Annotated in this window: 25 protein-coding genes; 19 read left to right on the forward strand and 6 right to left on the reverse strand. The window is 64.2% G+C overall.

Annotated features, from left to right (window positions below; all coding sequences use genetic code 11):
* Nucleotides 1-566 precede the first annotated feature (566 nt).
* From B7Z66_13295 to B7Z66_13355, 13 genes are all read left to right on the forward strand, one after another.
* Nucleotides 567-1,763, forward strand: a complete 1,197-nt coding sequence (locus tag B7Z66_13295; protein OYV75313.1) for a hypothetical protein — start codon at nucleotides 567-569, stop codon at nucleotides 1,761-1,763.
* Nucleotides 1,764-1,820: 57 nt separating this feature from the next.
* Complete coding sequence (locus tag B7Z66_13300; protein OYV75314.1) at nucleotides 1,821-3,059, forward strand: urea ABC transporter substrate-binding protein; 1,239 nt, start codon at nucleotides 1,821-1,823, stop codon at nucleotides 3,057-3,059.
* 53 nt (nucleotides 3,060-3,112) lie between these two features.
* Nucleotides 3,113-4,021 (forward strand): urea ABC transporter permease subunit UrtB, encoded by a 909-nt coding sequence (locus B7Z66_13305; protein ID OYV75315.1) that lies wholly within the window; start codon nucleotides 3,113-3,115, stop codon nucleotides 4,019-4,021.
* Between the two features lie 113 nt (nucleotides 4,022-4,134).
* Nucleotides 4,135-5,115 carry an urea ABC transporter permease subunit UrtC gene (locus tag B7Z66_13310; GenBank protein ID OYV75334.1) on the forward strand — a complete coding sequence of 327 codons (981 nt, stop codon included), beginning with the start codon at nucleotides 4,135-4,137 and terminating at the stop codon, nucleotides 5,113-5,115.
* A complete protein-coding gene (locus B7Z66_13315) occupies nucleotides 5,112-5,867 on the forward strand; it encodes an urea ABC transporter ATP-binding protein UrtD (GenBank protein ID OYV75316.1) in 756 nt (251 codons plus the stop codon). The genes B7Z66_13310 and B7Z66_13315 overlap by 4 nt, the downstream gene beginning before the upstream one ends.
* Nucleotides 5,864-6,574, forward strand: a complete 711-nt coding sequence (locus B7Z66_13320) for an urea ABC transporter ATP-binding subunit UrtE (GenBank protein OYV75317.1) — start codon at nucleotides 5,864-5,866, stop codon at nucleotides 6,572-6,574. The genes B7Z66_13315 and B7Z66_13320 overlap by 4 nt, the downstream gene beginning before the upstream one ends.
* Nucleotides 6,575-6,908: 334 nt before the next feature.
* Entirely contained in the window at nucleotides 6,909-7,748 is an 840-nt protein-coding gene (locus B7Z66_13325; protein ID OYV75318.1) for a hypothetical protein, read from the forward strand.
* 60 nt (nucleotides 7,749-7,808) lie between these two features.
* Nucleotides 7,809-8,111, forward strand: coding sequence for an urease subunit gamma (locus B7Z66_13330; protein ID OYV75319.1), 303 nt, complete (start codon nucleotides 7,809-7,811; stop codon nucleotides 8,109-8,111).
* A 52-nt stretch (nucleotides 8,112-8,163) separates the two neighbouring features.
* Nucleotides 8,164-8,478 carry an urease subunit beta gene (locus tag B7Z66_13335; GenBank protein OYV75320.1) on the forward strand — a complete coding sequence of 105 codons (315 nt, stop codon included), beginning with the start codon at nucleotides 8,164-8,166 and terminating at the stop codon, nucleotides 8,476-8,478.
* Nucleotides 8,478-10,181: an urease subunit alpha gene (locus tag B7Z66_13340; GenBank protein OYV75321.1), complete on the forward strand. Its 1,704-nt coding sequence runs from the start codon at nucleotides 8,478-8,480 to the stop codon at nucleotides 10,179-10,181. Before B7Z66_13335 ends, B7Z66_13340 begins: the two co-directional genes overlap by 1 nt.
* Nucleotides 10,182-10,198: 17 nt before the next feature.
* Nucleotides 10,199-10,660 (forward strand): urease accessory protein UreE, encoded by a 462-nt coding sequence (locus B7Z66_13345; GenBank protein ID OYV75322.1) that lies wholly within the window; start codon nucleotides 10,199-10,201, stop codon nucleotides 10,658-10,660.
* The gene (locus B7Z66_13350) at nucleotides 10,644-11,348 is read left to right on the forward strand and encodes an urease accessory protein UreF (protein OYV75335.1); all 705 of its coding nucleotides are present in this window, start codon (nucleotides 10,644-10,646) and stop codon (nucleotides 11,346-11,348) included. Before B7Z66_13345 ends, B7Z66_13350 begins: the two co-directional genes overlap by 17 nt.
* A 43-nt stretch (nucleotides 11,349-11,391) precedes the next feature.
* A complete protein-coding gene (locus B7Z66_13355; protein OYV75323.1) occupies nucleotides 11,392-12,015 on the forward strand; it encodes an urease accessory protein UreG in 624 nt (207 codons plus the stop codon).
* 49 nt (nucleotides 12,016-12,064) lie between these two features.
* Here B7Z66_13355 and B7Z66_13360 read toward each other — a convergent pair whose 3' ends face one another.
* The 5 genes from B7Z66_13360 to B7Z66_13380 form a co-directional block, all read right to left on the reverse strand.
* A complete protein-coding gene (locus tag B7Z66_13360; protein OYV75324.1) occupies nucleotides 12,065-12,967 on the reverse strand; it encodes a sulfonate ABC transporter ATP-binding protein in 903 nt (300 codons plus the stop codon).
* Nucleotides 12,952-13,815: a nitrate transport permease nrtB gene (locus B7Z66_13365; protein ID OYV75336.1), complete on the reverse strand. Its 864-nt coding sequence runs from the start codon at nucleotides 13,813-13,815 to the stop codon at nucleotides 12,952-12,954. Before B7Z66_13365 ends, B7Z66_13360 begins: the two co-directional genes overlap by 16 nt.
* A gap of 21 nt (nucleotides 13,816-13,836) precedes the next feature.
* Nucleotides 13,837-14,820 carry an aliphatic sulfonate ABC transporter substrate-binding protein gene (locus B7Z66_13370; GenBank protein ID OYV75325.1) on the reverse strand — a complete coding sequence of 328 codons (984 nt, stop codon included), beginning with the start codon at nucleotides 14,818-14,820 and terminating at the stop codon, nucleotides 13,837-13,839.
* A gap of 255 nt (nucleotides 14,821-15,075) precedes the next feature.
* Nucleotides 15,076-16,245 (reverse strand): hypothetical protein, encoded by a 1,170-nt coding sequence (locus B7Z66_13375; GenBank protein OYV75326.1) that lies wholly within the window; start codon nucleotides 16,243-16,245, stop codon nucleotides 15,076-15,078.
* On the reverse strand, nucleotides 16,242-17,435 hold the full coding sequence (locus tag B7Z66_13380; protein ID OYV75327.1) for an agmatinase: 1,194 nt from the start codon (nucleotides 17,433-17,435) through the stop codon (nucleotides 16,242-16,244). Before B7Z66_13380 ends, B7Z66_13375 begins: the two co-directional genes overlap by 4 nt.
* 596 nt (nucleotides 17,436-18,031) lie before the next feature.
* Here B7Z66_13380 and B7Z66_13385 point away from each other — a divergent pair.
* The 3 genes from B7Z66_13385 (at nucleotide 18,032) to B7Z66_13395 (ending at nucleotide 21,545) form a co-directional block, all read left to right on the forward strand.
* On the forward strand, nucleotides 18,032-19,387 hold the full coding sequence (locus B7Z66_13385; protein OYV75328.1) for a hypothetical protein: 1,356 nt from the start codon (nucleotides 18,032-18,034) through the stop codon (nucleotides 19,385-19,387).
* Between the two features lie 134 nt (nucleotides 19,388-19,521).
* On the forward strand, nucleotides 19,522-21,039 hold the full coding sequence (locus B7Z66_13390) for a DNA methylase (GenBank protein OYV75329.1): 1,518 nt from the start codon (nucleotides 19,522-19,524) through the stop codon (nucleotides 21,037-21,039).
* A complete protein-coding gene (locus tag B7Z66_13395; protein ID OYV75330.1) occupies nucleotides 21,036-21,545 on the forward strand; it encodes a cysteine methyltransferase in 510 nt (169 codons plus the stop codon). Before B7Z66_13390 ends, B7Z66_13395 begins: the two co-directional genes overlap by 4 nt.
* Nucleotides 21,546-22,180: 635 nt before the next feature.
* Here B7Z66_13395 and B7Z66_13400 read toward each other — a convergent pair.
* Nucleotides 22,181-22,696 (reverse strand): hypothetical protein, encoded by a 516-nt coding sequence (locus tag B7Z66_13400; protein OYV75331.1) that lies wholly within the window; start codon nucleotides 22,694-22,696, stop codon nucleotides 22,181-22,183.
* Nucleotides 22,697-22,986: 290 nt separating this feature from the next.
* Between B7Z66_13400 and B7Z66_13405 the strand changes: the two genes are divergently transcribed.
* The 3 genes from B7Z66_13405 to B7Z66_13415 form a co-directional block, all read left to right on the forward strand.
* Nucleotides 22,987-23,670: a DNA-binding response regulator gene (locus tag B7Z66_13405; protein ID OYV75332.1), complete on the forward strand. Its 684-nt coding sequence runs from the start codon at nucleotides 22,987-22,989 to the stop codon at nucleotides 23,668-23,670.
* 4 nt (nucleotides 23,671-23,674) lie between these two features.
* On the forward strand, nucleotides 23,675-25,045 hold the full coding sequence (locus B7Z66_13410) for a hypothetical protein (GenBank protein ID OYV75333.1): 1,371 nt from the start codon (nucleotides 23,675-23,677) through the stop codon (nucleotides 25,043-25,045).
* A gap of 267 nt (nucleotides 25,046-25,312) precedes the next feature.
* The coding region (locus B7Z66_13415; GenBank protein OYV75337.1) for a hypothetical protein at nucleotides 25,313-26,653 on the forward strand (1,341 nt) is incomplete at its 3' end.

Consider the following 26,653-nt stretch of genomic DNA (forward strand, 5'->3'; position numbering starts at 1 on the left):
ATCTCACGCCGCGTGTTTGGAAAACGAAGTTCGCCCACAATCCCATGAAATCAGATATCGCGGTCGCGGATCAATAACGGCCTGGTTTGAACGCTTACGACCCACCAGCCCCGTGGTATGCGCCGCCGGCCAGCAGCTTAGGGGCGCGATTCCCGCGTTGACCTGATCGGTCCCGGAATTTTACCGTTTGAGGGGCGCCGTGCGTTGCCTTCCGGAGCGGTTTCGCGCACCCGCCGCCGTGCGCACCACCGACATTCGGCGCCGGTAATAACTCGTGGGCCGCGTTGCTCAAGCGATCCGTGGCGGCCCCGCCCTAAATCAGTGCTACACCGGCTCGAACGCACACCATTTGCGCATCCGCGCACCGAACTGATGCGCCCTCGGTCCCGGCAAGTGTCCTTGCGCAGCCAGGCACTGTTGTTAATTAGCTGATAGCACGACAATTTTCGGCCCTGGTATCGCGTGGCCCGCTTGTTGCATTACAGCCTTCGACTCGGTAACACGACACACGCGCCCATTCCCGGGTGCGCGCTGTTCGCCAGGGGATTAACACGGAGAACAATGCCATGTCACAAGCTCGCTCTTTACACAGCCGCCACACCCACGCACTTACTTTGCTCGGGGTGGCATTGCTCACAATACCGGGGTTCGCGGCAGCCGACGAAAGTCTTAGTCAACAGGTAAGTACGCTGACCGCCAAGGTCAACCAGCTCGAAGGGCCCGCCGGGCTTCTGAGCGGGATAACCGTTTCCGGCTATATCGATCCAACGTACATCTACAATCGCCAGCAGAACATCGCCTCGTTCTTTTTCGGCGATAAGAACGCCCCTTACACCTTTTACCACAGCACCTTCGGCGACCTGTTTCTGGACGTCAACAAGAAGTTCGCGGGTGGTAGCTCGATCGATATCCAGATCATGCCCAACCGCGGATACGGCGCCGCTTCCGGCAGCATTATCAACGCCGCCAACTTCACCGTTCCGGTGACCGACAAGTTCTCAGTGATCGGTGGTCAGATCCCGGCGTGGGACGGCTACGAATCCGAGACTTCCACTTCGATGTACACGGTCACCCACAACCTCCTGTACGATTTCAGTGAGCCCGGGTTCTTCACCGGGGCCGGTGGCCAGTACGCGACCGGGCCGTATACGGCGCAAGTGCTCATTGCCAACACCTGGAACACCACTTTCAACACCAGCTTCCGGGAACCAACCCTGGAATACCGGTTCTCGGTTGCACCTACATCCTCCTTCAGCTATGGCCTGTACGGCACGATCGGCAAGGTCGCGACCGCCAACCCTGCCACCATCGGCCCTACTACACGCTATTTCAACGACTTGGATGCCACCTACGCCAGTGGGCCGGTGACCCTCAGCGGGCAGTTCGACCACGGCTATCAGGATCGCGGTGCGGCGAATGGCCAGGCCGCGGAATGGTACGGATTCTCCTTGCTGGGTAACTACAAGATCATGCCCATGGTTGGCGCCACGCTCCGTTACGACTATCTGGATGACACCAAGAACGGCGGCCATATTGTCGGTGACTTTCAGGACGGCTTCATCACCGATCCGACGAATCCGAATGAGGGAACCCGCAGGCAGGCGCTTACCACCGCGCTGCTGTTTTACCCCGCAAAGTATCTCACCGTGAAGTTGGAGTATCGCCATGATTGGGCCAACATCGCGGCGTTCCAGAGTGCGACGAATGGGACCTTCCACAAGAGTGACGATACCGTGGCCGCCCAGTTCCTCTTCGCGTTTTAACAGTAGCCAGTGATCGTGGCAGCCAAAAACCCATAAGATTTGGAAGGAGAGTTCCCGATGAAACTGAATCGCAGAAATTTCATCAAGAGCACGCTCGCTGTGGGGGCCACCGCAATGGGCCCAGGCCTGATCGGCAAGATGCCGGAGGCTTTGGCCGGCGGTACCGTAAAGGTCGGCATCCTGCACTCCCTCTCCGGGACCATGGCGATCAGCGAGATCCCGGTCAAGAACGCCGAGTTGATGGCGATCGAGGAGGTCAACGCCGCCGGCGGCGTTATGGGGAAACGGATCGTACCGGTGGTGGTCGACGGTGCATCGGATTGGCCAACCTTCGCGCAGAAGGCGCGCGAGCTGATCACCCGGGATCACGTCGCAACGGTATTCGGTTGTTGGACATCGGCGAGTCGTAAGGCCGTCAAGCCGGTCTTCGAGCAATACAAAAACCTGTTGTGGTATCCCGTCCAGTACGAGGGCAATGAGTGCTCCCCCAACATCATCTATACCGGCGCTTGCCCGAATCAGCAGATCGAGCCTGCCGTGACCTGGCTGTTGAAGAACAAGGGGAAGAAATTCTTCCTCGTCGGATCGGATTACGTGTTCCCACGGACCGCGAACGCGATCATCAAGGGTCAGTTGAAGGCCATGGGCGGCACGCTTGCAGGTGAGGAATACGCGCCCCTCGGCCACATGGAGTTCGCGACCATCGTGAACAAGATCCGCGAGTCCGGGGCCGATGTCGTCTTCAGTACCATCAACGGGGACAGCAACGTCGCCTTCTACAAGCAGTACGCGGCGGCAGGACTCACTCCGGAGAAGGCGCCCATCTTGGCGGTCAGTGTCGCCGAGGTGGAGGTCCAGGGCATCGGGCCGCAGTACTGCAAGGGCCACTACGCGAGCTGGAACTACTTCGAGACCACTGATACTGCTACGAATCCGAAATTCGTTTCCGAGTTCAAGAAGCGCTACGGGACTTCCCAGGTTACCGATGACCCCATCGAGCACGGATATCTCAACGTCTACCTATGGAAACTTGCGGTCGAGAAGGCCAAGAGTTTCCACCCAATGACGGTTCGTGCCGCGGTCGGCAAGGTGCGCTTCAATGCCCCGCAGGGTGAAGTGCATGTGGATCCGGGCAACCAGAACATGTATCAGATCGCGCGCATCGGTGAGATTACCGAAAACGGCATGTTCAAAGAGGCATGGAAGTCCGATGGGTTGGTTAAGCCGGAGCCCTACAGCCGTTACATCTCCAACATGGTATGTGATTGGGCACGCGGTGGATTGGTGAAACGCTAAAAGCGCGTTTCCCAGTTCAGGACTACGGATAAACTGACGCGAGGTGCGCGTGGATGGATGCTGCAGCCGCATTTTCACAGATCTTCACCGGCTTGAGCACGGCATCGATCCTGTTGATGATGGCCCTGGGCCTGGCGGTGATATTCGGGCTCATGGGCGTGATCAACATGGCCCACGGCGAACTGATGACCATGGGCGCATACACGGCCTATCTTTGCCAACAGGCCTTCGCGCACCTCGCGCCAGATTTGTCTGGGTGGTCGTATGCGGTTGCCATACCGATGTCGTTTCTGGTCAGCGCGCTCCTCGGTTGGGTAATCGAAGTGCTGTTGGTTCGGCATCTATACGGCCGTCCCCTGGAAACCCTGCTGGCGACCTGGGGACTAAGCCTGATTTTGCAACAGAGTTTTCGCACGATCTTCGGTTCCAACAACGTCTTTGTCGGGACTCCCGCCGTGCTTACCGGCGGGCTGGCGCTGGGTAGTTCCGTGCAGTTGCCCTATGTACGGCTGTTCATTCTGGGACTCGCGGCTCTTTCGCTGTTCGGGATCTTCATGTTCCTTTACCGTACACGGACCGGGCTGATGATGCGTGCGGTGATGCAAAACCGCCCGATCGCGGCAAGCTGCGGCATCTCCACACGACGCATCGATGCGCTGACCTTTGCGTTTGGGTCCGGCCTTGCCGGACTCGCCGGATGCGCCTTGGCGCTCATCGGATCCATAGGTCCTACGACCGGCCAGAATTATATTGTCGACTCGTTCATGGTAGTGGTGCTCGGCGGGGTCGGTCAGCTCCTCGGAACGGTGGTCGGCGCCCTCACAATAGGCGAGGTCCATGCATTAGTGGAGTACTTCACTTCCTCCACCGCGGCCCGGGTCGTCGTGTTCACAATGATCATCCTGTTCCTGCAGGCCCGGCCCGGCGGTTTGTTCCCCTCCGTCACCCGCGTGCTGGACTAGACCATGGAGGCGCGGTGAGCAGCGTGGCCGTGCCGGCCCCATCCGCAGGGGACCGAAGTGGACCCGTCCGTACCGGCGCGCTGCTGGCCACCGGCCTGTTGGTAGCCGCGAGTATGGCCCCGCTGGTGCTTCATCAGACCTCCCTCAATCTGCTGGGTCAGTTTCTGGCTTTGGGGATTCTCGCGGTAGGGATGGATCTGATCTGGGGATATGCGGGCATTTTGAGCCTGGGCCAGGGGGTCTTCTTCGGAATCGGCGGATACCTGGCGGCGATGTATCTAAAACTACAGGGACTCGCGCCGGGGACCTTGCCGGACTTCATGAGTTGGAGCGGGGTGACGACGCTGCCCTTGCTGTGGCGCCCGTTCGAGAGCTTTTCGCTGACTCTATTGATGATCCTGACCGTGCCGGGGCTGCTCGCGTATCTGTTCGCCGTCGTGGTGTTCCGCAGCCGTATTCGCGGGGTGTACTTTTCCATTATTACCCAGGCGCTGGCGGTGGCGGCCTCGACCCTGGTCGTGGACCAGCAACAGTTCACCGGGGGGAGTTCGGGGTTGACCGGTTTCGGATCAATTTTCGGGCATTCCTTCTATGCCCGCGGGACCCAGGTCGCGATGTACGAACTCACCGTGTGTATCCTTGCCGCGGTCTTTGCGCTGGCCTGGATCCTGACGCGTTCCAATTTCGGTGTCCTGCTCCGTGCGGTGCGGGACGGCGAGAACCGCCTGCGGTTCCTTGGGTACAATCCGACCACCTTCAAGGCATTCGTGTTCGGGCTTGCGGGATTGTGCGCCGGGCTCGCCGGTGCCCTCTATGTCCCGCAGAACGGGATCATCGCGCCCGGGATGCTGGGGGTCGTGCCATCCATCGAGATGGTGATCTGGGTGGCGGTGGGTGGCCGCGGCACGATCAGTGGGGCCTTGGCTGGAGCCCTCGTAGTCAACTATGCCAAGTACTATCTGAGCAGTGCGTATCCTGACATCTGGCTGTTCCTGGTCGGCGCGATGTTTGTGATAGTCGTGCTGTTCTTCCCGCGCGGACTGATGGGTCTTGTCGACCTCGCGCGGCGTCGAACCGGGCGTTCCCGGCCATGATCGGGTCGGGCGAGTCGATACTGGAGGTGAGCGACCTGGTCGTGGAATTTGACGGCTTCCGGGCGCTGGACCGCCTCAGCTTTGTATTGTACGAAAATCGACTGACGGTGGTGATCGGGCCCAACGGCGCCGGCAAGACTACGTTCCTGGATGTGATCACCGGGCGGACCCGCGCACGTAGCGGTTCGGTACGGTTCCTGGGGCGCGATATCACGGAACTGCCCGATTACCGGATCGCGCGGCTGGGGATGGTGCGGAAATTTCAGACCCCCAGTGTCTTCCCGGAACTAAGCGTCTGGGAAAACCTGCGCGTGGCCGCCGCGCCTGTGAAGGGACTTTGGCACGCCGTGGCGGGACGCTTGGCCGACGATACCCGGCAAGTTATCGAGGCCGCCTTGGAAACTATCGGGCTCAAGGCGCACGCGCGTAGTGTCGCGACGTCCCTGTCCCATGGTCAGCGCCAGTGGCTGGAGATTGGCATGGCCCTCGCCATGCAGCCGAAACTGCTGTTACTGGATGAGCCGGTTGCCGGCATGACCCTGGATGAAGTGGCGCGTACCGCGGAACTCCTGCAAGAGATCGCGCGTTCCCGGTCAGTGCTCGTGATCGAGCACGACATGAGCTTTGTGCGGCGGATCGCCGAACGGGTCTGCGTGTTTCACCAGGGCCGCCAACTGGTGGAGGGTTCGTTCGAACGGGTCAGCGAAGATCGACAGGTGCGCGAAGTATATCTGGGAGTGGAGACCGCATGAACCCGCCCCTCCTCCAGGTGGAGAACCTCACCACCGGTTATGGCACCGCTACCGTGGTGCGCGGCGCGGCGCTGGAGGTACACCAGGGCCAAGTAACCTGCCTGCTGGGGCGCAACGGTGTCGGCAAGACCACCTTTCTGAAGGCCTTGATGGGCCTGTTGCCGGTGTGGCAGGGGAGTATCCGCTACCGTGGCGTCGATATCTCTAGTACACCTACCTATCGCCGCGCCCGCAGCGGATTCGCCTACGTTCCCCAAGGGCGCGAGATCCTGCCCCAGCTCAGTGTCCAGGAGAATATTCTGCTCGGTGGGTTCGCGTGCGCGGAATCCGAACCCTCCATCCCCGATGAGATCTTCGCCTACTTCCCGGTGTTGCGCACCATGCTACGGCGCCGCGCGGGCAATCTCTCCGGCGGGCAACAACAACAACTCGCGCTGGCCCGGGCGCTGATGGCGCGGCCGACCCTGCTGCTGCTGGATGAGCCGACCGAGGGGATTCAGCCGAACCTGGTGGAGGACATACGCCGGGCGATCCTGGCCATGAACCGCGAAATGGGACTCACCGTGCTGCTGGTCGAACAGAAAATGGCCTTCGTGCGCTCCGTGGCGCAGACCTATTATGCGATGGACCGCGGCGCCGTGTCGGCCCATGGCGCCATGGCGGACCTGGATGACGGCACGGTACGGCGCTATCTCGAGGTCAGCTAACGCAGGGTTTCACGCGTGGCGGCCCAAGCGGCGGGTCTCCGCGCGCCCCGTAACGGTGCGCGGGGCGTATTCAGCGGCTTCCGGTGGTGCCGGTTTCTCGCTGAAAATCCATCAAGTTTTAGGGATATACAGCGTGTTTCTACCACGCACGAAGCACGCGCCGTCCGGTGATGGCATGGAGCTTGCTGAGTTAGGCAATCAGTACGCCCGTTTCGAGTGCAGGGCGGGGCCGCGGGTCCGCAAGCGGGTCCACCGTTGCCTCATCACGGGGCGGATGACGACACGGGAGGCGGGTTCAGGGCGCGTGGCAGCCAGGGTAGCAGAGGCCAGGAACATGGCGGCGGTTTCGATGCAGCACGGCTGGCGGGCGCGCCTGGAGTTGGCCTTCGAACCGCGCACGCTACCCACGGGCGCGCGCACGGTGCTGGCCCATCGCCGCCATTGCGGGCCGCTGCTCGTGCAGCGCCCGTTCTATCCGGAGGGGCCGGTCTGTCACGTCGTGCTGGTTCATCCGCCCGGGGGCATGGTCGGGGGCGACGCGTTGGAACTGGAGGTGGATTGCGCGCCCCGGGCCGACGTGCTGATGACGACGCCGGGCGCGACCAAATGCTACCGCAGCAACGGGCCGGGCGTGGTAGTGACACAACACCTGCAGGTGCGCAGGGACGCAGCGCTGGAATGGCTGCCTCAGGAGCTGATCGTGTTCGAGGGCGGCGCACTGGACACGGTGACGCGCGTCGACCTGGAGCCCGGGGCGCGCTTTCTCGGCTGGGAGATCCTGTGCCTCGGCCGCCCGGCGGCGGACGAACGCTTTGCGGCCGGGTCGATTGCGCAGCGCTTCCAGGTCCACCGTGGCGAACGGCCGTTGCTGATGGAACGGCTGCAAGCGACGGGTGGCGGCGGGGTCCTCCATGGGCCATGGGGACTGCATGGCCACGCGGTATCGGCCACCCTGGTGGCGCTACCGGCGGACGCATCGTTGCGGGATCAGGTGCGCCGGTGCGCGGTGGACGAACCCGGTTTTACGGCGTCGTTGCTGGATGAGGTGCTGGTATGCCGGTATCTGGGAGAGAGTACTGCGCGGGCCCGGCGTTGCCTGGAACGGGCGTGGGCCATCATCCGCCCCGCGGTGTTGGGCCGCGCCGCCCGGCAACCCAGGATCTGGAGGACGTGACGATGGCCCAGCGTGCATCGACGGGACCTGCCAACCGCGCCAACCGCTAAGGACAAGACCATGGATCTTACTCCACGGGAAAAGGACAAATTGCTGTTGTTCACGGCGGGGCTGCTTGCCGAACGGCGCAAGGCCCGCGGTGTCCGGCTCAACTATCCGGAGGCGGCGGCGTACATCAGCGCAGCGTTGCTGGAGCGTGCCCGGGACGGGGCCAGCGTTGCAGAGCTGATGAGCTACGGCGCGACCTTGCTGATGCGCGAGGATGTGATGGAGGGCGTGCCCGAGATGTTGGATCAGGTTCAGGTGGAGGCCACCTTCCCGGACGGAACGAAACTGGTCACGGTGCACAACCCGATCGGCTGACTGGGCGCCGGACCGGGCGAATCATCTCTAATCCTATAAACGAGGGCTGCGCATGATCCCGGGCGAATATCTGGTGGCGGATGGTGAGATCACCCTAAACGAAGGGCGCCCGACCTTGACCCTCACGGTGTCCAACACCGGTGACCGTCCGATACAGGTGGGTTCCCACTATCACTTCCACGAAACCAATGCGGCCTTGTCCTTCGACCGGGATGCCGCGCGCGGCTTCCGCCTCGACATTGCGGCCGGTACCGCGGTTCGTTTCGAGCCGGGACAGGAACGCGAGGTGACCTTGGTCGCCTACGCGGGCGCGCGCCGGGTGTTCGGTTTCAGGGGCCAGATCATGGGCCCGCTGGAGCAGCCGTGATGGCGCGCATCTCCCGCCAGGCCTATGCGGAAATGTTCGGCCCGACCACCGGCGACCGGGTGCGGTTGGCCGATACCGAGTTGTTCATCGAAGTAGAGAGCGACCGCACGTTGTATGGCGAGGAGGTCAAGTTCGGCGGCGGGAAGGTGATCCGTGACGGTATGGGGCAAAGCCAGCGCGGGGCCCCCGAGGCCGTGGACACCGTCATCACCAACGCGCTGATCGTCGATCACTGGGGCATCGTCAAGGCGGACATCGGCATCCGCGCGGGGCGCATCGCGGCCATCGGAAAGGCCGGCAATCCAGACGTACAGCCCGGTGTCGAGATCGTGATCGGGCCCGGTACCGAGGTCATCGCCGGAGAGGGGCTGATCGCCACCGCCGGGGGTATCGACGCCCATATCCATTTCATCTGTCCGCAGCAGGTGGAGGAGGCGCTCATGTCCGGCATCACCACCATGCTGGGCGGCGGCACCGGCCCGGCCACCGGCACCAACGCCACCACCTGCACGCCGGGGGTGTGGAACATCCACCGGATGCTGCAGGCGGCGGACGGCCTGCCCATGAATCTGGGCTTTCTCGGCAAGGGCAACGCGAGCCTGCCCGATGCGTTGCGCGCGCAGGTGGAAGCCGGCGCCATGGGCCTCAAACTGCACGAGGACTGGGGCACCACCCCGGCCGCGATCGACTGCTGCCTGTCAGTGGCAGACGACTACGACGTCCAGGTGGCCATCCATACCGACACCCTCAACGAGTCGGGCTTTGTGGAGCATACCCTGGCGGCGTTCCGCGGCCGCGTGATCCACACCTACCACACCGAGGGGGCCGGCGGCGGTCACGCGCCGGACATCATTCGCGCCTGTGGCGAACCCAACGTGCTGCCGTCCAGCACCAATCCCACGCGGCCCTACACGGTCAATACCGTGGATGAGCATCTGGACATGCTCATGGTCTGTCATCACCTGGACCCCGCGATCGCGGAAGACGTCGCGTTCGCGGAATCGCGCATTCGGCGCGAGACCATCGCCGCCGAAGACATCCTGCACGACCTCGGCGCATTCTCCATGATCGCCTCCGACTCCCAGGCCATGGGACGGGTCGGCGAGGTCATCACGCGGACCTGGCAGACCGCCCACAAGATGAAGGTACAGCGCGGCGCCCTGCCCGGCGATGGTGCATGCCGCGACAACCTGCGGGTGCGGCGCTACGTCGCCAAGTACACCATCAACCCGGCCCTCACCCATGGGATCGCCCACGAGGTGGGTTCGCTGGAGGTGGGCAAGCTCGCCGACATCGTGCTGTGGCGTCCGGCGTTCTTCGGGGTCAAGCCCTCGCTGGTGATCAAGGGCGGGTTCATCGCGGCGGCACTCATGGGTGACCCCAACGCGTCCATCCCGACCCCACAGCCGGTGCACTACCGGCCCATGTTCGCGGCGTTCGGCCGGGCCCTGCAGGCGACCTCTCTGACCTTCGTGTCCCAGGCCGCCTATGACGCGGGAGTGGGCGAGCCCTTGGGGCTCGCCAAGCGTCTGTCCCCGGTGCGCGCCACCCGTTCGGTCGGCAAGAAGGACATGGTGCATAACCATTGGTTGCCGAGGATCGACGTGGATCCGCAGACCTACGAGGTACGCGCCGACGGTGAACTGCTCACCTGCGAGCCAGCCAGCGTGCTGCCCTTGGCCCAACGCTACTTCCTGTTCTGAGCGCCTGCACCGTGGGAATGATCCGACTCATCGAACAACTGGCCGCGGACTCGGTGGTGGCTGCGGCGCCGAGCACCGTGACGCTTCCGTTCGCCGACCGCCAGCGCAGCCGGCTGCGCACACAATTGGACGACGGCCGGGAAGCGGGCCTGTTCCTGCCGCGCGGTACCATTCTGCGCCACGGCGATCTGCTGCGCGCCGAGGATGGGCCCCTGGTGCGGGTACGCGCGGCGGCGGAGGCGGTTTCCACCGCCCGTCACGAAGATCCGTGGCGCTTGGCGCGCGCCTGCTATCACCTGGGCAACCGGCACGTCGCCCTCCAGATCGGGTCCGGCTGGGTCCGTTACCTGCACGATCATGTGCTGGACGCCTTGGCGGTGGAACTCGGCCTGCAGGTGGTGTTCGAGCGGGCGCCGTTCGAGCCCGAGGCCGGGGCGTTTCACGGGGGGCACGGCGGTGGACATTCCCACGGCCATTGAGACCGCCGCGGTCGCGGACGCGGAGGCCGCGCGCGTGCGCTTGTGGCAGCTCATCAGTCCGGCGTTGCCGGTCGGCGCCTATGCCTACTCGCAAGGGCTGGAGCAGGCGGCCGCCGCGGGTTGGGTACACGACGAGCGCAGCGCCACCGATTGGATCCGCGGCCATCTCCACCACGGCCCGGCAGTGGCGGATGTACCGGTGCTGGCACGCTGCCATGACGCCTGGGTCCGCGCGGATCCCGCGCGCGCCCGGTATTGGAGCCAGGTGCTGCTGGCCACCCGCGGTGCGGCGGAACTGTTGGCGGAGGATCGCCAATTGGGCACGGCCCTCGCCCGGGTCCTGACGACGCTCGGGGTGGACGAGGCCGCGGAGTGGTTGGCGGATCGCGATGCGAGCTTCGCGTGTCTGTTCGCGCTGGCCGCGGCGCGCTGGAACCTGGGCGTGGCGGAGGCGGCGACCGGCCATCTTTGGGCGTGGCTGGAGAACCAGGTCTCCGCGGCGGTGAAGCTGGTCCCCCTGGGGCAGAGCGCGGGCCAGCGCATCGCGTTCGCCATCGGGCAGGAACTGGGCGCGGCGGTGCGCCGGGGCCTGGCGTTGCCCGACGACGCCATCGGCGCGAGCACCCCCGGGGTTGCCGTCGCCGCCGCGCGTCATGAAACCCAGTACACCCGGTTGTTCCGTTCGTGAGCGGGTGCGCCGCGGTAAACCGTTCTATTGGAGGATCAGCACAATGAACCGAGATCGTGTTCTGCGGGTGGGCGTGGGTGGCCCGGTGGGATCCGGCAAGACCGCCCTGGTGGACACGCTGTGCAAACGTCTGCGCGGGCGTTACCAGGTGGCGGTGGTCACCAATGATATCTATACCCGCGAGGACGCGGAGTTCCTGGTGCGCAGCCAGGCGTTGGCGCCGGAGCGGATCGTCGGGGTGGAGACCGGCGGCTGCCCCCATACCGCGATCCGCGAGGACGCGTCCATGAATCTGGCGGCCATCGATGACCTGGAACGGCGCTTCCCCGGACTCGACCTGGTGCTGGTGGAGAGCGGCGGCGACAATCTGAGTGCCACGTTCAGTCCCGAGTTGGCGGACCTGACCGTCTATGTGATCGATGTCGCGGCCGGCGACAAGATCCCGCGCAAGGGCGGCCCGGGGATCACCCGCTCGGACCTCCTGGTGATCAACAAGATCGATCTTGCACCGCTGGTGGGTGCCTCCCTGGAGGTGATGGCACGCGACGCCAGGAAAATGCGTGGCGAGGGCCCGTTCCTGTTCACCAACCTGAAGACGGGGATCGGGGTGGACGGCGTGGAGGCGTTCCTGATCCGCGCCGGCATGCTGGACGCGGTGCCGGTCTGATCGGGTCTGACCCGGTCTGGCCGATCTGCCCACGCCGGGCGTGGCCGCGTCAGTGTGAACGCGCGTCGGTGCCGCCGGACGTGCGGCTCAGCCGCGCCAGACGCCGAATCGTGTCCAGGTCGCGTTGTACCCCCGAGGTGGCGCGGATGCGCTCGAGGATGACGCGCTTCTGCGCGATGAAATCCGCGGCGAGTTTGATTTCCTGTTCCCGTTGCAGCGGTGGCGGGAGGTGGATCGTGTGGGTGGAATCCACTCGCCCCGGGCTGGGCGCAAGTACCACGACCCGGTCGGCCAGGTAGACCGCCTCCTCGACGTCGTGGGTGACGAACAGGATGGTGGTGCGCTCGATCTCGAACAGGTGCAGGATCAGATCGTGCATGACCTCCCGGGTCTGGGCGTCCAGTGCCCCGAACGGTTCATCCATGAGCAGCACCTCGGGACGCGACATCAGGGCGCGCGCGATGGCGACACGTTGGCGCATGCCACCGGAGAGCTGGTTCGGATAGCGGTCCTTGGACCGCTCCAGGCCCATCAGCTCCAGCAGCGCGTAGGAGCGGTCCACCGCGGATGCGGCGTCCGCCTCACTCGAATCCTGCTGGTGCGCCTTGAGCAACCGGCAGAAGCGGATGTTCTCCATTACGGTGAGCCAGGGGAACAGGCTGTAGTCCTGGAACACCATGACCCGGTCGCAGCCCGGCCCGGTAACCGGCCGGCCGTTGACCCGTACTTCCCCGCCGCTTGGAAGCTCCAGCCCGCCAACGATGCGTAGCAGCGTAGATTTGCCGCAGCCGGAGGCGCCCACCAGGGCCAGGAATTCATTTTCCTGGACCGACAGGCTCACGTCTTCCAGCGCATGCAGGTCGCCCCGCGGCGATGGGAATACCTTCGAGAGCCCGAGCACATCGATCTTCGCGGTCACTTTTGTGCGTGCCCCGTTCAGTGGTAAAGCCATGGGAAGGCCCTGCGGTGCATGAAGCGCAGGAGCTGGTCCATCACCAACCCGATCACGCCGATCATCAGGATCCCGACGAAGATCTTGTCGGTCTGCAGAAAACGCTGGGCCTGCAGGATCGCGAACCCAAGGCCGGAATTGGACGCCACCAGTTCCGCCACCACCAGATAGGTCCAGGCCCAGCCCAGTGTGATCCGCAGCGTGTCCACGATCCCCGGCAGCGCCGACTTGAACAACACCAGCTTGAGGATCTCTCCACGTGAAGCCCCCATGGTCTGCGCCGCCTCGATCTGGGTAACCGGAACGCGGCGCACGTCTTCGGCGACCAACAGCACCTGCTGGAAGAACGTGCCGATCCAGATGACCGCGATCTTTGATCCCTCCCCGATCCCAACCCACAGCAGCACCAGGGGCACGAACGCCACCGCCGGCAGGTAACGCGCGAACTCCATCAGGGGCTCGAAGAATGCCTGCACCGGCGCGAACGCGCCGATGTAGAGCCCCAGCGGCACCGCCATCACGGAGGAGATCACAAACGCCACGGTTACCCGCAGCACGCTGATCCGGGTATCCGCGAGCAGGCTGCCGTGCAACAGCCATTGCGAGAAGCGATGCAGCACAGTGGGCGGATCCGGGAGGAACAGCGGATTCACCCATCCGCTTACCGATAGTGCCCACCAAAAGCCCAGGGTGAAGGCGAATCCCGCCAGCGCGATGACAAAGTAACGCCGTCCCGAAAGCTGACCACGGATCTGCCAGACGTCCGGGGCGCGCGCCGCCGCGGGCGCGGGCGGGTGCGGCGGCGGGACCGGCGCATCGGCGCGTTCCACCGGTGTCCCTTCCGCCATCACCCGCGCCACGCCCGCCGCTCAGTGCCGCGCGGCCGCGCGCACATAGTAGGGGTCGATGAAGGCGCTGGGATCCGGCACCTTCGTGATCGCGCCTACCGCCTTCAGAAACGCGCCGGTATCCACGGTGCTGCGGTACAGGCTCACGGGCGAGCGGTCCTTCTGCATCGCCTGCCGGTTGAGACGCACATCGAACAGCCGCGTGCCCTTGAGGGAGAGCTCATACTCCTTTGCGTGGAGCCCCACATGCGGCGCCATGATCTCCGCCGCCCGCAGCGGATTGCGATGGATGAAGCGCACCACGTCGTACCAGGCCTTCACCAGGCCCACGAACTCCTGGCGATGTTTCTTCAGCGCGCTTTCCTGCGCCACTACCAGATCCGGGATCAGGCCCGGGAAGTCCGCGCTGGTCACCAGCGCGTGACCCTGGTGGGCGAGCGCCACGCGGTTAATCCACGGATTCCATACGCCCGCCCCGTCGACCCGCCCCGCCATCAGGGCGGCCGCCGCGTCCCCGGTACCCATGTAGACCCACTTGGCCTTCTTTGGATCGAAGCCGCGCCGGCGCATGGCGGTGGTGGCCAGATACTCCTCGATCGAGCTCTTCTCCACGGCGATGGTCTTTCCGGTGAGGTCTCCGAAGGTGTGGATGCTGTTCGCCACCATCAGGGCGTCATTGCCCGCGGAGTTGTCGGTCACCAGGATGACCTTGAGCGGCAGACCCTTTTCGATCGGTGCAAGGGAATCGATGAGTGCCTGGCTGTTGGCATCGAGCTGGCCCGCCGACAGGGCGTTGATGGAATCCACATAGGATGGGAACCAAACCAGCTTCACGTCCACGTGGTACTTGTGGAAGTAGCCCTCCTTTTTGGCGACGTACCAGGCCACCCAGCCGGGCCAGTCGCTCACCCCGAGCGTGATCGCGGCATGCGCGGCAGTGGCGAAACCACCCTGAAACAGGCACAGCATCGTAAATATGCAAGCGAATCGTTTGAAAAAACGCATTGTGATTACCTCCCATCGAAGTCCACCCGAAGCCCGCATGCAAACAAAAAGCCCGGAAAGCGCGGACATGAATCCATGTCGGCCTCCCGGGCTTTTGTCCCGCCGTGTAGCCCCGCAGCCGGGGCCGGTGACTCTTGGACCAGAACCCCGGCATGGCCGGGCGGAACCCTAGTCACCAATTGCGATAACCGTTCGCTCAGAGCGGTGCAGAACTCATGCCAATCACCCCATCTGGTTGAAAAACGTTTTGCATCATCACGATGATGTGGAAGCCCGCGGCGCTGCGCCATTCGTCGAGGCGACGGTTGCGCCGCCATGGTGCGCCGGCGCCGGCACTTGCACGCCACCAGGGCAACGATCCCCGGGCCGTGGCGCGCGCTGTCCGAGGCCACGGCGGTAGTAGACAAAGGCGGCCAACCAGACCGCCATCATCAGGGCGGTGACGGCGATGCCTAGCTGGCTCAGGTCCGGCGCGGCCCACGCGAACGGGAAGCGCCGGTCCGCGCCGGCGTGCGGTGCCAGTAGCGCCATCCACTGGAAGCCGCCGATCACCAGTGCGAGCAGTACCGACACGCCGGTAATGGCGGTATTGAAAAAGAGCTTGCGCCCGGTATCGGCCATCGCCCAGTCATACGCCCGCAGCATCACCAGGCCGTCGAGCGTATCCATCAGGCTCATGGCGGCGGTGAACAGCAGCGGGAAGACCATCACCCCCCAGATCGGCAGGCCGCCGCTCTGGGCCGCTGCCGCGGAGATGCCCAGGATGGCGATCTCGGTGGCGGTGTCGAAGCCGAGCCCGAACAGGAATCCGAGCGGATACATCTTCCAACTGCGGTCGATTCTCCGGTACACGCGCCGGAATGCGCGCGCCCACAGGCCGCGCCGCTCCAGCAAGGCCTGGACTTCAGCGTCCGGCAGATCCGGTTGCAGATGACCCCAGCGGCGCTGATGCCGGAACGCCTGCCACAAACGCGAAAAGATCACCAGGTTCACGATGCCGATCAACGTGAGAAATCCGGCGGACGTTATCGTCCCTACCAGATTGCCCCAATATTGCAATTGCGGAAGGTGTTCGCGGGTCTCGCGCACCGCGAGCACCAGGCCCAGGGACAGCAGAATGACCACCGTCGAATGGCCCAGGGAAAAGAACAGCCCGACCGCGAGCGGGCGTTGCCCGTCCTGGCGCAGCTTGCGGGTCACATTGTCGATCGCGGCGATGTGGTCGGCATCGAAGGCATGGCGCAGTCCGAAGCCGTAGGCCAGAGCGCCGATGCCGAGCACCGACGCCCCTAGCGACCCGAGGCCCAGCAAGCCTGCCCAGGCCAACAGGTTCAGCCCCAGCACGAACGCCGCAATGCGCCGAAGCGCGGCGCGCGTGCCTGGCGCGCCCGATCCCGGGAAGCGCCCGCGGAGAGCGCCCTTCATGCGCCCCAACCACGGATGATCGGACGATGCGCGCCCATCTTCCCGTGGGCGACCAGCGCGCCCAATACGTCCACGATCGCCCGCGTCGCCATCAGGGAGGTGATATCCGAGGTGTCATAGGGTGGCGATACCTCCACCACCTCCATGCCGCAGATGCCCTCCTTAGCGATCTTCCCCAGCAGGTAGAGGATCTCGCGGGGCAGGAACCCGCCGGGTTCCGGCCAACCCGTGCCCGGGACGAAGCCCGCGTCGACGGAGTCGATGTCAAAACTGAGATACACCGCATCGCACCCGTGCCACGCGGTCTCCAGTGCGATCTCCGCGACCTTGTCCAGCCCCAGGCGCTCCACGTCGTGCATGGTGATGATGGTGGTATCGCGTTTGCGCGCCTCCTTGATGGCCTGGCGCGGAACCTGCCAGCCCCCGATCCCGACCTGCACCAGATTCTCGGGCAACACATTGGGCAGATTGGTGGCGTGGTACCAGGGGGTGGTGTGCATGCGCTCGTCCAGGTCCTTTTCCTGGATATCCGCGTGGCGGTCGAAATGCACGATGCCGATGCGCTTGTCGGTCTGCTGCGCGATCCCCCGCACGGTGGCGAATCCGATCGAGTGGTCGCCGCCGATGATGATCGGCAGCGCACCGCTGGCGAAGATATGGCCAATGCCGCGGCTGATCTGGTCAAAGGTCTTCTCGATGTTCGCCGGAATCGTGAAGATGTCGCCGGCGTCGCACAGCGTCATCTGCTCACGGAGGTCGACCCCGATTTCATAGTTGTACGGGGTGTAGAGCGCGGAAATGCGCCGTATGCCCTGAGGTCCGAAGCGCGTCCCGGGGCGGTAGGTGGTGCCCCCGTCGAAGGGCACCCCGACCACGGCTGCGTCGTACCTGCCCACCAGGCTGATGTCTTCGCAATAGGGCGCCTTCATGAAGGTGTTGATGCCGGCGTAGTGCGGCAACTCCCCGCGCGCGAAGGTGGAGATCGACCGGTCCTGGATGCTCTCCGCGCCGGGCAGTCCGAGCTCGAGACAACGGGCGGCCTCGGCATCCCACCCGGCGTGCGGCAGCTCCGCTTCCTTGTGGCTGCATTTCCAGCCGTGCAGCTGGGTCTTGTCGAAGGACGGGTGGTGCTTGGTGCTGGATACGGGGGCGCAGAACAGTTCGCGTTGCAGGTGCAGACGTTGGGGCATCGTCCTGACTCCTCTGTCGGATCGCGCTACACAGTGGCGAGAAACTGAGCCGCTGCGCACATCGAGTGGCGCCGCGCGGGTTCCGGTATCGCTACCGGCCCCACAGGCACTCCGCGACATGGCTCGCAGCCAATCGATCTCCCGGGCTTTTATCCCGCCGTGTAGCCTCCCGTAAGAGGCCGATGACCCTTGGTCCAGACGTCCGCGCAAGGACCGGAACCCTAGTCATCCAGTACCGCATTGGTGCGGCGCCGCCATCGTGTGCGCCGCTCCGGTGAAGATGGAGCAAGCTCCATGCCAGCACGTCCGACGCCCCAAAGTCCGCCCGCGCGGCCGTCATCGCGGCACCAGGATCGACGCCAAGCCGATGTTTTTCGCGGCCCAGGCGGATTGGATCCGATAAAGTCCGCGCCGCACCGCCGGCGCCCCCATCGGCGGCGTTACGTACCAATACGGTGCGTGGCCGCACCAATGCTGTGCGGGAAACCCCGCCCGTCGCCGCCATCGGCCGCCGCCCCGCTCCCGATCCTCGCGTGAGCGACCACCCCCGCGGCCGCCGGCCCGCCAATCACCCCGGCATGGTCTTTGCTTGAGCGATGAAGAAGCGCTGCGCGGCGCCGGACCCAACGCACCGCAATGACGGACCTCCGGATGTGACCGACACGCAATTCCAGAACGGAACCCGCATCATCGTGCAACGCCGCCCCGGCGCCGCAAGCGCCGCGGTCGTCATCGCGCTGGTGCATGGCAGCCGCCATCCGCTGCCGGAGCACGCGGGGCTGCCCCATCTATTGGAGCATCTGCTATTCCGCAGCGCGGCGGCGGCGGGCGCGGAGGGGGGCGGCCCCTACCATGCCTTCGAAGCCGCCGGCGGCGAGTGCAACGCCTCCGTTGGCCGCGAGCTGACCCTGCTCGAAGGTCTGGTGCCCGCCGGCCGGGCGATCGGCCTGTTGCGTGCGTTCGTCGCCGGTCTTCAATGCCTGGACGGTTCCACGCTGGCGCTCCAGAATGAATGCGAGGCCATCGCCCGGGAATCTGAGGGCAGCACATCGGGCACGGATACCGACATGGAACAGCAAGCACTGGCCGGAAGCCTGGGTAACCATGGCTTGGCCCGTGCGCCGGAGGGGGTAGGGTCGTCGGCGCTCTCGGTGGCATCCGTGCAGGCGTATTGGCGTGAGCTTCTACATGGTAGCCGTTTATGTATCGCGGTGGTGGGCGACGTAGACGAACGCGAAGTCGTGCGCGTCAGCCGGCCGCTCGCCGGGTTGCCGGCCGGCGCGCCTATACGTCCGTCGGCCCCGGCGTTTCGCGCGGGCCGGCTGGAGCTGACCCACGCAGAACGCTGCGGCCAGGTGCTGTGGCTCATGCCGGCGCCCGCGGCCGGTGCGCCGGGTTTCATCGCATCCCTTGCCGCCAACCACATTCTGGGCGGCGGCCTCACCTCGCGGATGTACCGGGCCTTGCGCACCGAAGCAGGCTGGTGTTACCACGTGGCATCGCGCCTAGAGCACTATTCCGATGCCGGCCTATGGTGGATCGACGCGCGCACGGTGCCGGAGGTGCTCGACGTCTGCGCAGTACGGCTCGCCCACGAAGTCCACCGGCTCGCGGCCAGCGGGCCCCAGCCCGCGGAGATCGCGCTTGCCCGGGACTACCTGACCGCGCGGCTCTGCCTGGAGGAGGATCACCCTGCCAGCTGCGCGCGGCGCCTGGCCCGCGATGCGCTGTATTTGGGAGCCCCCCGCCCCGTGGCGTCCTATCGTGACGCCATCGCCGCCCTAAGCGCGACCGAGGTACAAGAGATCGTCGCCCATGGGTTGGAACACCGCTTCGAGGTAGTCGGCACTCCGTTGGCCGGCGCGCGGCAGCCGGCCAGCGGCACACCCACCCCTGAACCGGGATTGTTCGTACGCGGCCGGTCGGCTGCCCACGGCGGATCGGACCAATAGACCGCCGGCTACTGAAAAGCACGCAGGCGATCCAACAAACGGGAACAAACGGCGCCAGACCCCACTCCCTCACGGCTGCCATACACGTCCGAAAACGGCGAGCGTGGTGAGTGCCGCAGTGCTAGCCTGTGGGCATGACCGAACTGCATACCCATCCACTACTCGACTATCGCGTTTGCGAACAGGCGCGACTGAGCCGTGACGCGCGCTTCGACGGCCTGTTCTTCACGGGAGTCGTTAGCACGCGGATCTATTGCCGGCCGGTCTGCCCGGCACCCCCGCCGAAACCGCAAAACGTGCGCTATTATACGAACGCCGCGGCTGCCGAAGCCGCCGGGTTCAGACCATGTCTCCGCTGCCGGCCAGAACTAGCGCCCGGAAACGCCGTGTGGAAGCGCGGCGAACATGCTGTGGCGCGCGCACTGAAACTGATCGACATGGGCGTGTTGACCGAGCATTCGCTGGATGAGCTTGCGACGCGCGTGGGCGTGAGCGCACGGCAATTGAGGCGGTTGTTCGTGGAATACCTGGGCGTGCCACCGATCAGCGTGCACACGACAAACCGCCTGCTGTTTGCCAAACAACTCCTGACCGAGACCGCGATGCCGATAACCGACGTGGCACTGGCTGCCGGTTTCCGCAGCGTTCGCCGGTTCAACGCCGCATTCTCTCAAGCAAACCGGATGCCACCGCGCGAACTTCGTCGGAAGCCTCGCGCGAATGTCAGCGATGCGCTGGTGCTGCGGCTCGCTTACCGACCACCGTACGACTTCAACGCTCTTCTCGCGTTTCTGCGCATCCGCGCGCTACCGGGCGTTGAGCGGATCGATGAACATGCTTATGCGCGTGTGTTCGGCACGGGTGCCGCGCCGGGCTGGCTGCGGCTGAGCGCTTGGCCGGGAAACGAACACGCACTCAAGTTGGAACTCCACGGGGCCAAACCTACGCAGATGTTGCCCGTGATAACGCGGCTGAGAAAAATGTTCGACCTGGACGCGGATCCACAAATGATTGCCGCGACACTAGGACGCGAAGGCGTGCTGAAACCGCTGTTGCGCAAGCACCCCGGCCTGCGTCTGCCCGGCGGCTGGGACGGCTTCGAGATTGCGGTGCGCGCGGTACTCGGTCAGCAAGTGAGCGTGGCCGCCGCCCGCACGTTGGCTACACGCATGGCACAGCGTTTTGGAGAACCGCTCGCCCCGCCCGCGATCCCAGGATTGCAACGACTATTTCCCACGCCTGAACAATTGGCCGACGCGGACCTGCGCCCGCTCGGGGTGACCGCGGCACGGGCAGCGACGATCCGTGCGGTGGCGCGCGGGCTTCTTGATGGCAAGCTGGAATTTCGCAGCGAACAGCCGTTGGAAGAATTCGTTGCGCGCTGGATAGCGCTTCCGGGTATCGGCGCGTGGACGGCACACTACGTCGCGCTGCGGGCTTTGAGCCATCCCGATGCGTTCCCTGCTGCGGATCTGATCCTACGCCGTGCGGCCGCCGGTGGAGGCGCGGAACTGAGCACGAAGGCGCTGGAAGTCCTGGCCAACACATGGCGGCCATGGCGTGCGTATGCGGCGATACATCTGTGGCGCAGCTCGGCAGATGCCGTCTCGATCTCTAAGACACCACGAACCGCCCGGCGGAGGTGCCCATGACACACAGCACGATCTACTATGATGACATGCCGAGCCCCGTTGGTTCGCTGCGACTAGTAGCTGACGCGTTTGGATTGCGCGGCATCTGGTTCGAGCAGGAACGGCATCCGAAGGTACTGCCGGCACACGCAGTCCACTCGGCCGACGGGGTCGCGTTTGCTCGCGTCCAGCTGCACCAGTATTTCGCCGGCGAACGGCGGCAGTTCGATTTTCCGCTGCATCCGCTCGGTACGCCGTTCCAGCTCGCCGTATGGCAGGAACTGGCGCGGATTCCCTACGGGGTGACGATCCATTATGGCGAACTGGCGCGGCGGATAGGGCAACCGCGGGCGGCGCGTGCGGTCGGCGCCGTGAACGGCCGCAACCCGCTGCCGATCGTACTGCCGTGCCATCGCGTAATGGGCAGCAACGGCTCCCTGAGCGGCTTCGCCGGCGGGCTGCCGATTAAGCGATTTCTGTTGGATCTGGAACACGCGTTGCCGGTAGAGAACCTGTTCCGTCCGTGACCGAGGCTCTCGAGGCAACCAATGGGGTGCAATCAGTGGGGCAAGTTTGCGATAACTATTCCACCGGTTCGAGCAGATCCGAGCCCGTGAGGACAGTGAAGAATCCATAGGCGCCACAGTTCGCGGCACGGCGGCGAAGCTGTTGCGGTTGATACGCGCACACGCGGCCAGTAGGATACAAGGGGGCTGGCCCCGGCCGTGCCCCGGCCGTGATCCGGGGTGTCTCGCAACCCCTACCTTGATCACATCCAGCCAAGTTTTTATGCTTAAACGCAATTGCTTACAAGTAAGCGCCATTCAGGTCATACCCCCGTCCTCCCAGAAGCGCCAAGAATTCCCAGCAATACCCTGCACCGCTAACCGTGCCCAACGGGACGGCGTCGCTAATGCACTACTGGCCGTGATCAGGCCGCTAGGCACTCGAAATGTCGTATCAATTGGCCACACCCGATTGATTCGCAGGAGTGCTTGGGCATATCGATCAAATCGCGCAATTGCTTCCCAGCCCCGGCCTGACGCGTCAAGGCGATCCGCCGCCCTTGTGTTTAGCCCAGTTACTCCAAGGCGGCGGATCTTCCCTAGTAGTAAGCACAGGTCGGCCCATCCGGCCCCACCCCCAGCTCTTTCGCGACCCCTCAGCCGGCGCCCGCCCCAGTACCGCCATGATGCTGTTGCCAGCGGGCTACCCGCATGCGCTGCTCCGGTGTCAGGACCCTATAGATGCGGTGTATGGTTTCCATGCGCATGGCGATCAACGCGCCCATGGTTTTGGCTTGGGCCTCGGCCAGTGCCAGTACCTGTTCGGCACGATATGGCTCACTGAGCGCTGCGGCACGCAGCGCATCGCGGCCCTTGCGCAGTTCCTTGAACTTCTCGCGTAGAGCCGGTTCCTGGGCGTAGCGGATCTTGAAGATCTTGTCGCGTTGCGCATCACTCAGGTCGAGCTGACGCAGCATATATCCGAACGCGGCGCCGCGGTGCCTGAATCCGCCGTCGCGATGGGCATGACGCTCGAAACCCGCGTGACCGCAGTGCGGATCGCCAATGGCGGTGGCCATACCCGCCGCGGAGAGGGCCAGGACGCTGCCCGCCAGTACCGTCGTCAGTACAATGTTGCGTTTCTTCATAGGTGTTACCTCTATTGTGGCCATTGCGTCGATGAGGGATATATTCCGGTTCGGGCCGCATATCGGTCCGGCGTGCCCCTCGGCTACTCGTATGAACCGTTAATTTCCATATCCTTCGCAAACTATCTGGATCCTGGTGTGCCATTGTGCCGGCCCGCATCAAGCAAAAAGCATGATGGGAGGAGTATGGCGGCGCCGTCTGCAAGTAACGGTCAAAGCCGGGTAAGACCGTGTAAAGGTGTGTAAAATCGGAACTCTATCGGGGCCGTTGTGGCACGATCCGGATGGGCGGTGATGAAGGACCGACGACTACTATGAGCCGGGTGCTGTTGATCGACGACGACGTGGAGCTGTGCCAGATGCTCGTGGAGTATCTGGAACCCGAAGGCTTCCGCGTGGATATGACGCACGACGGCGAAGCGGGCGCGCGTCGCGCACGTGAGGGCCACTACGACGTCGTTGTGCTGGATATCATGTTGCCGAATGTCAACGGACTGGAAGCGTTACAGCGTATTCGTAACAGTGGGCATACGCCGGTCTTGATGCTCACGGCAAAAGGTGACGATGTCGACCGGATTGTGGGACTCGAACTCGGCGCCGACGACTATTTAGCCAAGCCGTGCAACCCACGGGAACTGGTGGCGCGTCTGCGCGCTATTTTACGGCGCACTGGTCTACCATCGGTCGGCAATGGCGAAGTGACCCGCATCGGTGCCCTTACCCTGCGCCCTGCCGAGCGAGTCGCACAGTGGCGGGGTCAGACGCTGGATTTGACCAGCACCGAGTTCAACCTGCTCGCGGTATTGGTCCGGGAGGCAGGCCACACGGTGGGAAAAGCGCAGCTCTCCGCCCAGGCCATGGGGCGGGCGCTAGCGCGCTACGATCGCAGCATCGACATGCACTTGAGTAATTTGCGGCATAAACTCGGCACCCTAGCCGACGGCCGCAGCCCAATCCAGACCGTGCGCGGAATGGGCTACCAGTACATCGTGGAGTGAGCCCGTGGGGCGACTGTTCTGGAAAATTTTCCTGGGATTCTGGCTAACGTTGGTGTTCATGGGTGGTGGCGTCGGCTTGTTGGTATACGTGCATAACCAGCAGCGCGTGGCGGAGTTCAACGATCTTGCCGCAGGCCCATGGGCGGCGCGAAACGTGGTGTCGGTCGCTACAGCGTTGCAATACGGCGGCCTCGCGGCGTTACACGACCTCACACGGCAATGGCCTGGCTTGAGTCCCCTGCCGGTTCTGGTGGTCAGCGATGATGGGCGCGATGCGCTCGGTCGTCCAGTACCCCAACGGGCACTGGCGCGCGCGCGCGCGGCGCTCGCCGATGCAGCGCCGCAAGCAGGTGTGCGTCGTGTAACGACCCCGGGCGGGCATGCTTACCTGTTGTTCGTTCCAGTGCGCCTGCCGTTCGCACACCTGCACCGACACGGGCCGTTCGGCGCCTACCGTTTCTACCTGCGACTAGGCGTAGCACTCCTGGCGAGTCTTTTGTTCAGCGCCGCCCTGGCCTGGTACCTGGTCCGACCATTGGGGCATCTGCGCCGCGCAGCGCAGCGCTTGGCCAATGGCGACCTGGGTGTCCGCGTCATGCCGCTGCTCGGCGGACGGCGTGACGAGACTGCCGAACTGGCGCGCGATTTCGATCACATGGCTGGGCGGCTGCAGGCATTGATCGGCGCCCAAAATCGCCTGCTGAGTGATGTTTCCCACGAGCTGCGCTCACCGCTGGCGCGCTTGCAGGTCGCCGTGGCCTTGGCGTGGCAGCAACCGGATAAATTACCGCTGGCGTTGAAGCGCATAGAGCGCGAAGGAGAGCGCCTGGACGCATTGGTGGGTCAATTTCTGACCCTATCGCGGATTGAAGCCGGCGTCGACCAGGGGCCTGCTGAGTATGTGGATGTTGGCGCGCTGCTGGAAAACGTCGTAGAAGACGCCCGATTCGAGGCGGCGGGACATGGTAAGCGGGTGGAACTGAGTGTTGGCCACCAGCTGATGGTGCATGGCCGCTCGGCCCTGCTGCTCAGGGCTTTCGAGAACGTGATACGCAACGCGATTCGTTATACGGCCGATGGTACCACCGTCGACGTAAGTGCGGAACGCGCCACTTCCGAACCATGGCTCAGCGTGATGGTATGCGACCACGGTCCCGGTGTTCCGGCAGATAAACTCGAAGTGCTGTTCGACCCGTTTGTACGCGGCCGTGACGACGAGCCGGACGGCCTGCGAGGTTACGGCCTGGGACTTGCGATCACGCGTCGCGCGGTGGAGGCTCACGGTGGGAACGTCCACGCGCGCAACCGGTCAGAAGGCGGTTTGTGCGTGGAGATCCGCTTGCCGAGCGCATCGGAGTCCGCGCTCGTATCGTAACCCGTCATCCTGGTCGTGGGGGAAAAGGGGTCGGTGACAAATGAGCATCATTTGTCACCGACCCCTTTAATTCTCCGCCAGTTGCGCGCGGCGCCTGGCCCGGGAGGCCCGGCTCCCCGGGGACAGCATACTCATCGCGCAGCCTAGACGATTCTGGCAACGATATGGCGATACGCAATGAGTATACTGTCCCTGGTTAGTGGTCTTGCGGCGCCGAATGCTTAGGCCCCCAGGGCATGTCGCATTCCGTGCGGCACGCTATGATGAATCGCCGGACCGGCCGGGGGATTTGCCGTGACTCCGTTGGAACCGCTCAGCGAGATCATCAGCCAGCTCTATCGCTCCGAATCCCGGCGCGTGCTCGCGACGTTGATCCGCCTGCTCGGCGATTTCAATCTGGCGGAGGATGCCTTGCACGATGCCTTCCGGGCGGCCCTGGAGGAGTGGCCAAAAAAGGGAATTCCAGCGAATCCCCGCGCTTGGCTCGTGTCGACCGGCCGGTTCAAGGCGATCGACCGGATCCGCCGCCAGGCAAGGTTTGAAACGCCATTGGACGCGATCGAGGAGCCGGAGTCACGGGATGATGATCCAGCCCAACAGGATGAAAAGTCTATCCGGGACGATCAGCTCCGGCTGATCTTCACCTGCTGCCATCCGGCACTGTCGCCCGAGGCGCGCGTGGCCATGGCGCTACGCGAGGTTTGCGGCCTGACGACGGAAGAAATCGCCCGCGCCTACCTCATTGCTCCGGCATCGCTTGCCCAGCGGATTGTCCGGGCGAAAGCGAAGATCAACGAAGCGAAGATCCCGTATGAGGTTCCGGAACTGCGCGCGCTCCCGGAACGCATGCACACCGTGCTGCAGGTCATTTACCTGGTGTTCAATGAAGGCTACTCGGCGTCGTCTGGCGATTCCGTTACGCGTGTTGATCTATCGGATGAGGCCATACGGTTGGGGCGTCTGTTATTGGATCTGCTTCCGACTGCGGAGGTGCAGGGACTCCTGGCACTCCTGTTATTGCACGAATCCCGGCGCATGGTCCGCACAGATCGACAAGGCGATTTGATCCTGCTGGAAGATCAGGATCGTAGCCGATGGAATCAGCACCTGATTCGGGAAGGGGTTGTGTTGGTGGAGGCGGCCCTGCGATCGGGCGAGTTTGGGCCGTACACCCTGCAAGCGGCCATTGCGGCTGTGCACGCGGAAGCCAAATCCGTGGAACAAACGGACTGGCCGCAGATCGTCGCCCTGTATGATCGTCTCCTTGACCTGGAACCGTCTCCGGTCATCCGTCTCAATCGGGCCGTGGCCGTGGCCCTGCGCGACGGCCCGGCCGCCGGGTTGGCCCTGATCGACGGTCTTGGCACGGAGCACGATTGGACGAAATATTATTGGTTTTTTGCCGCCCAGGCGGACTTGTACCGGCGGCTCGGCAATACCGAGGCGGCGGATGCCGCGCATCAGCGCTTCAACGACGAGCGTTCGGATTTTCTGGCCTACCTGAAACTGTGGGCATGGTTCCAGCAGGCGGTGAAGCATAAAAAATCCAACCGCTCGTGGGCGAGTGAATGCCGTGAAAATTTTTTGTCGCCGCTGCGCCTGCGCGAG

The organism is Chromatiales bacterium 21-64-14 (assembly GCA_002255365.1).
GTDB lineage: Bacteria > Pseudomonadota > Gammaproteobacteria > 21-64-14 > 21-64-14 > 21-64-14.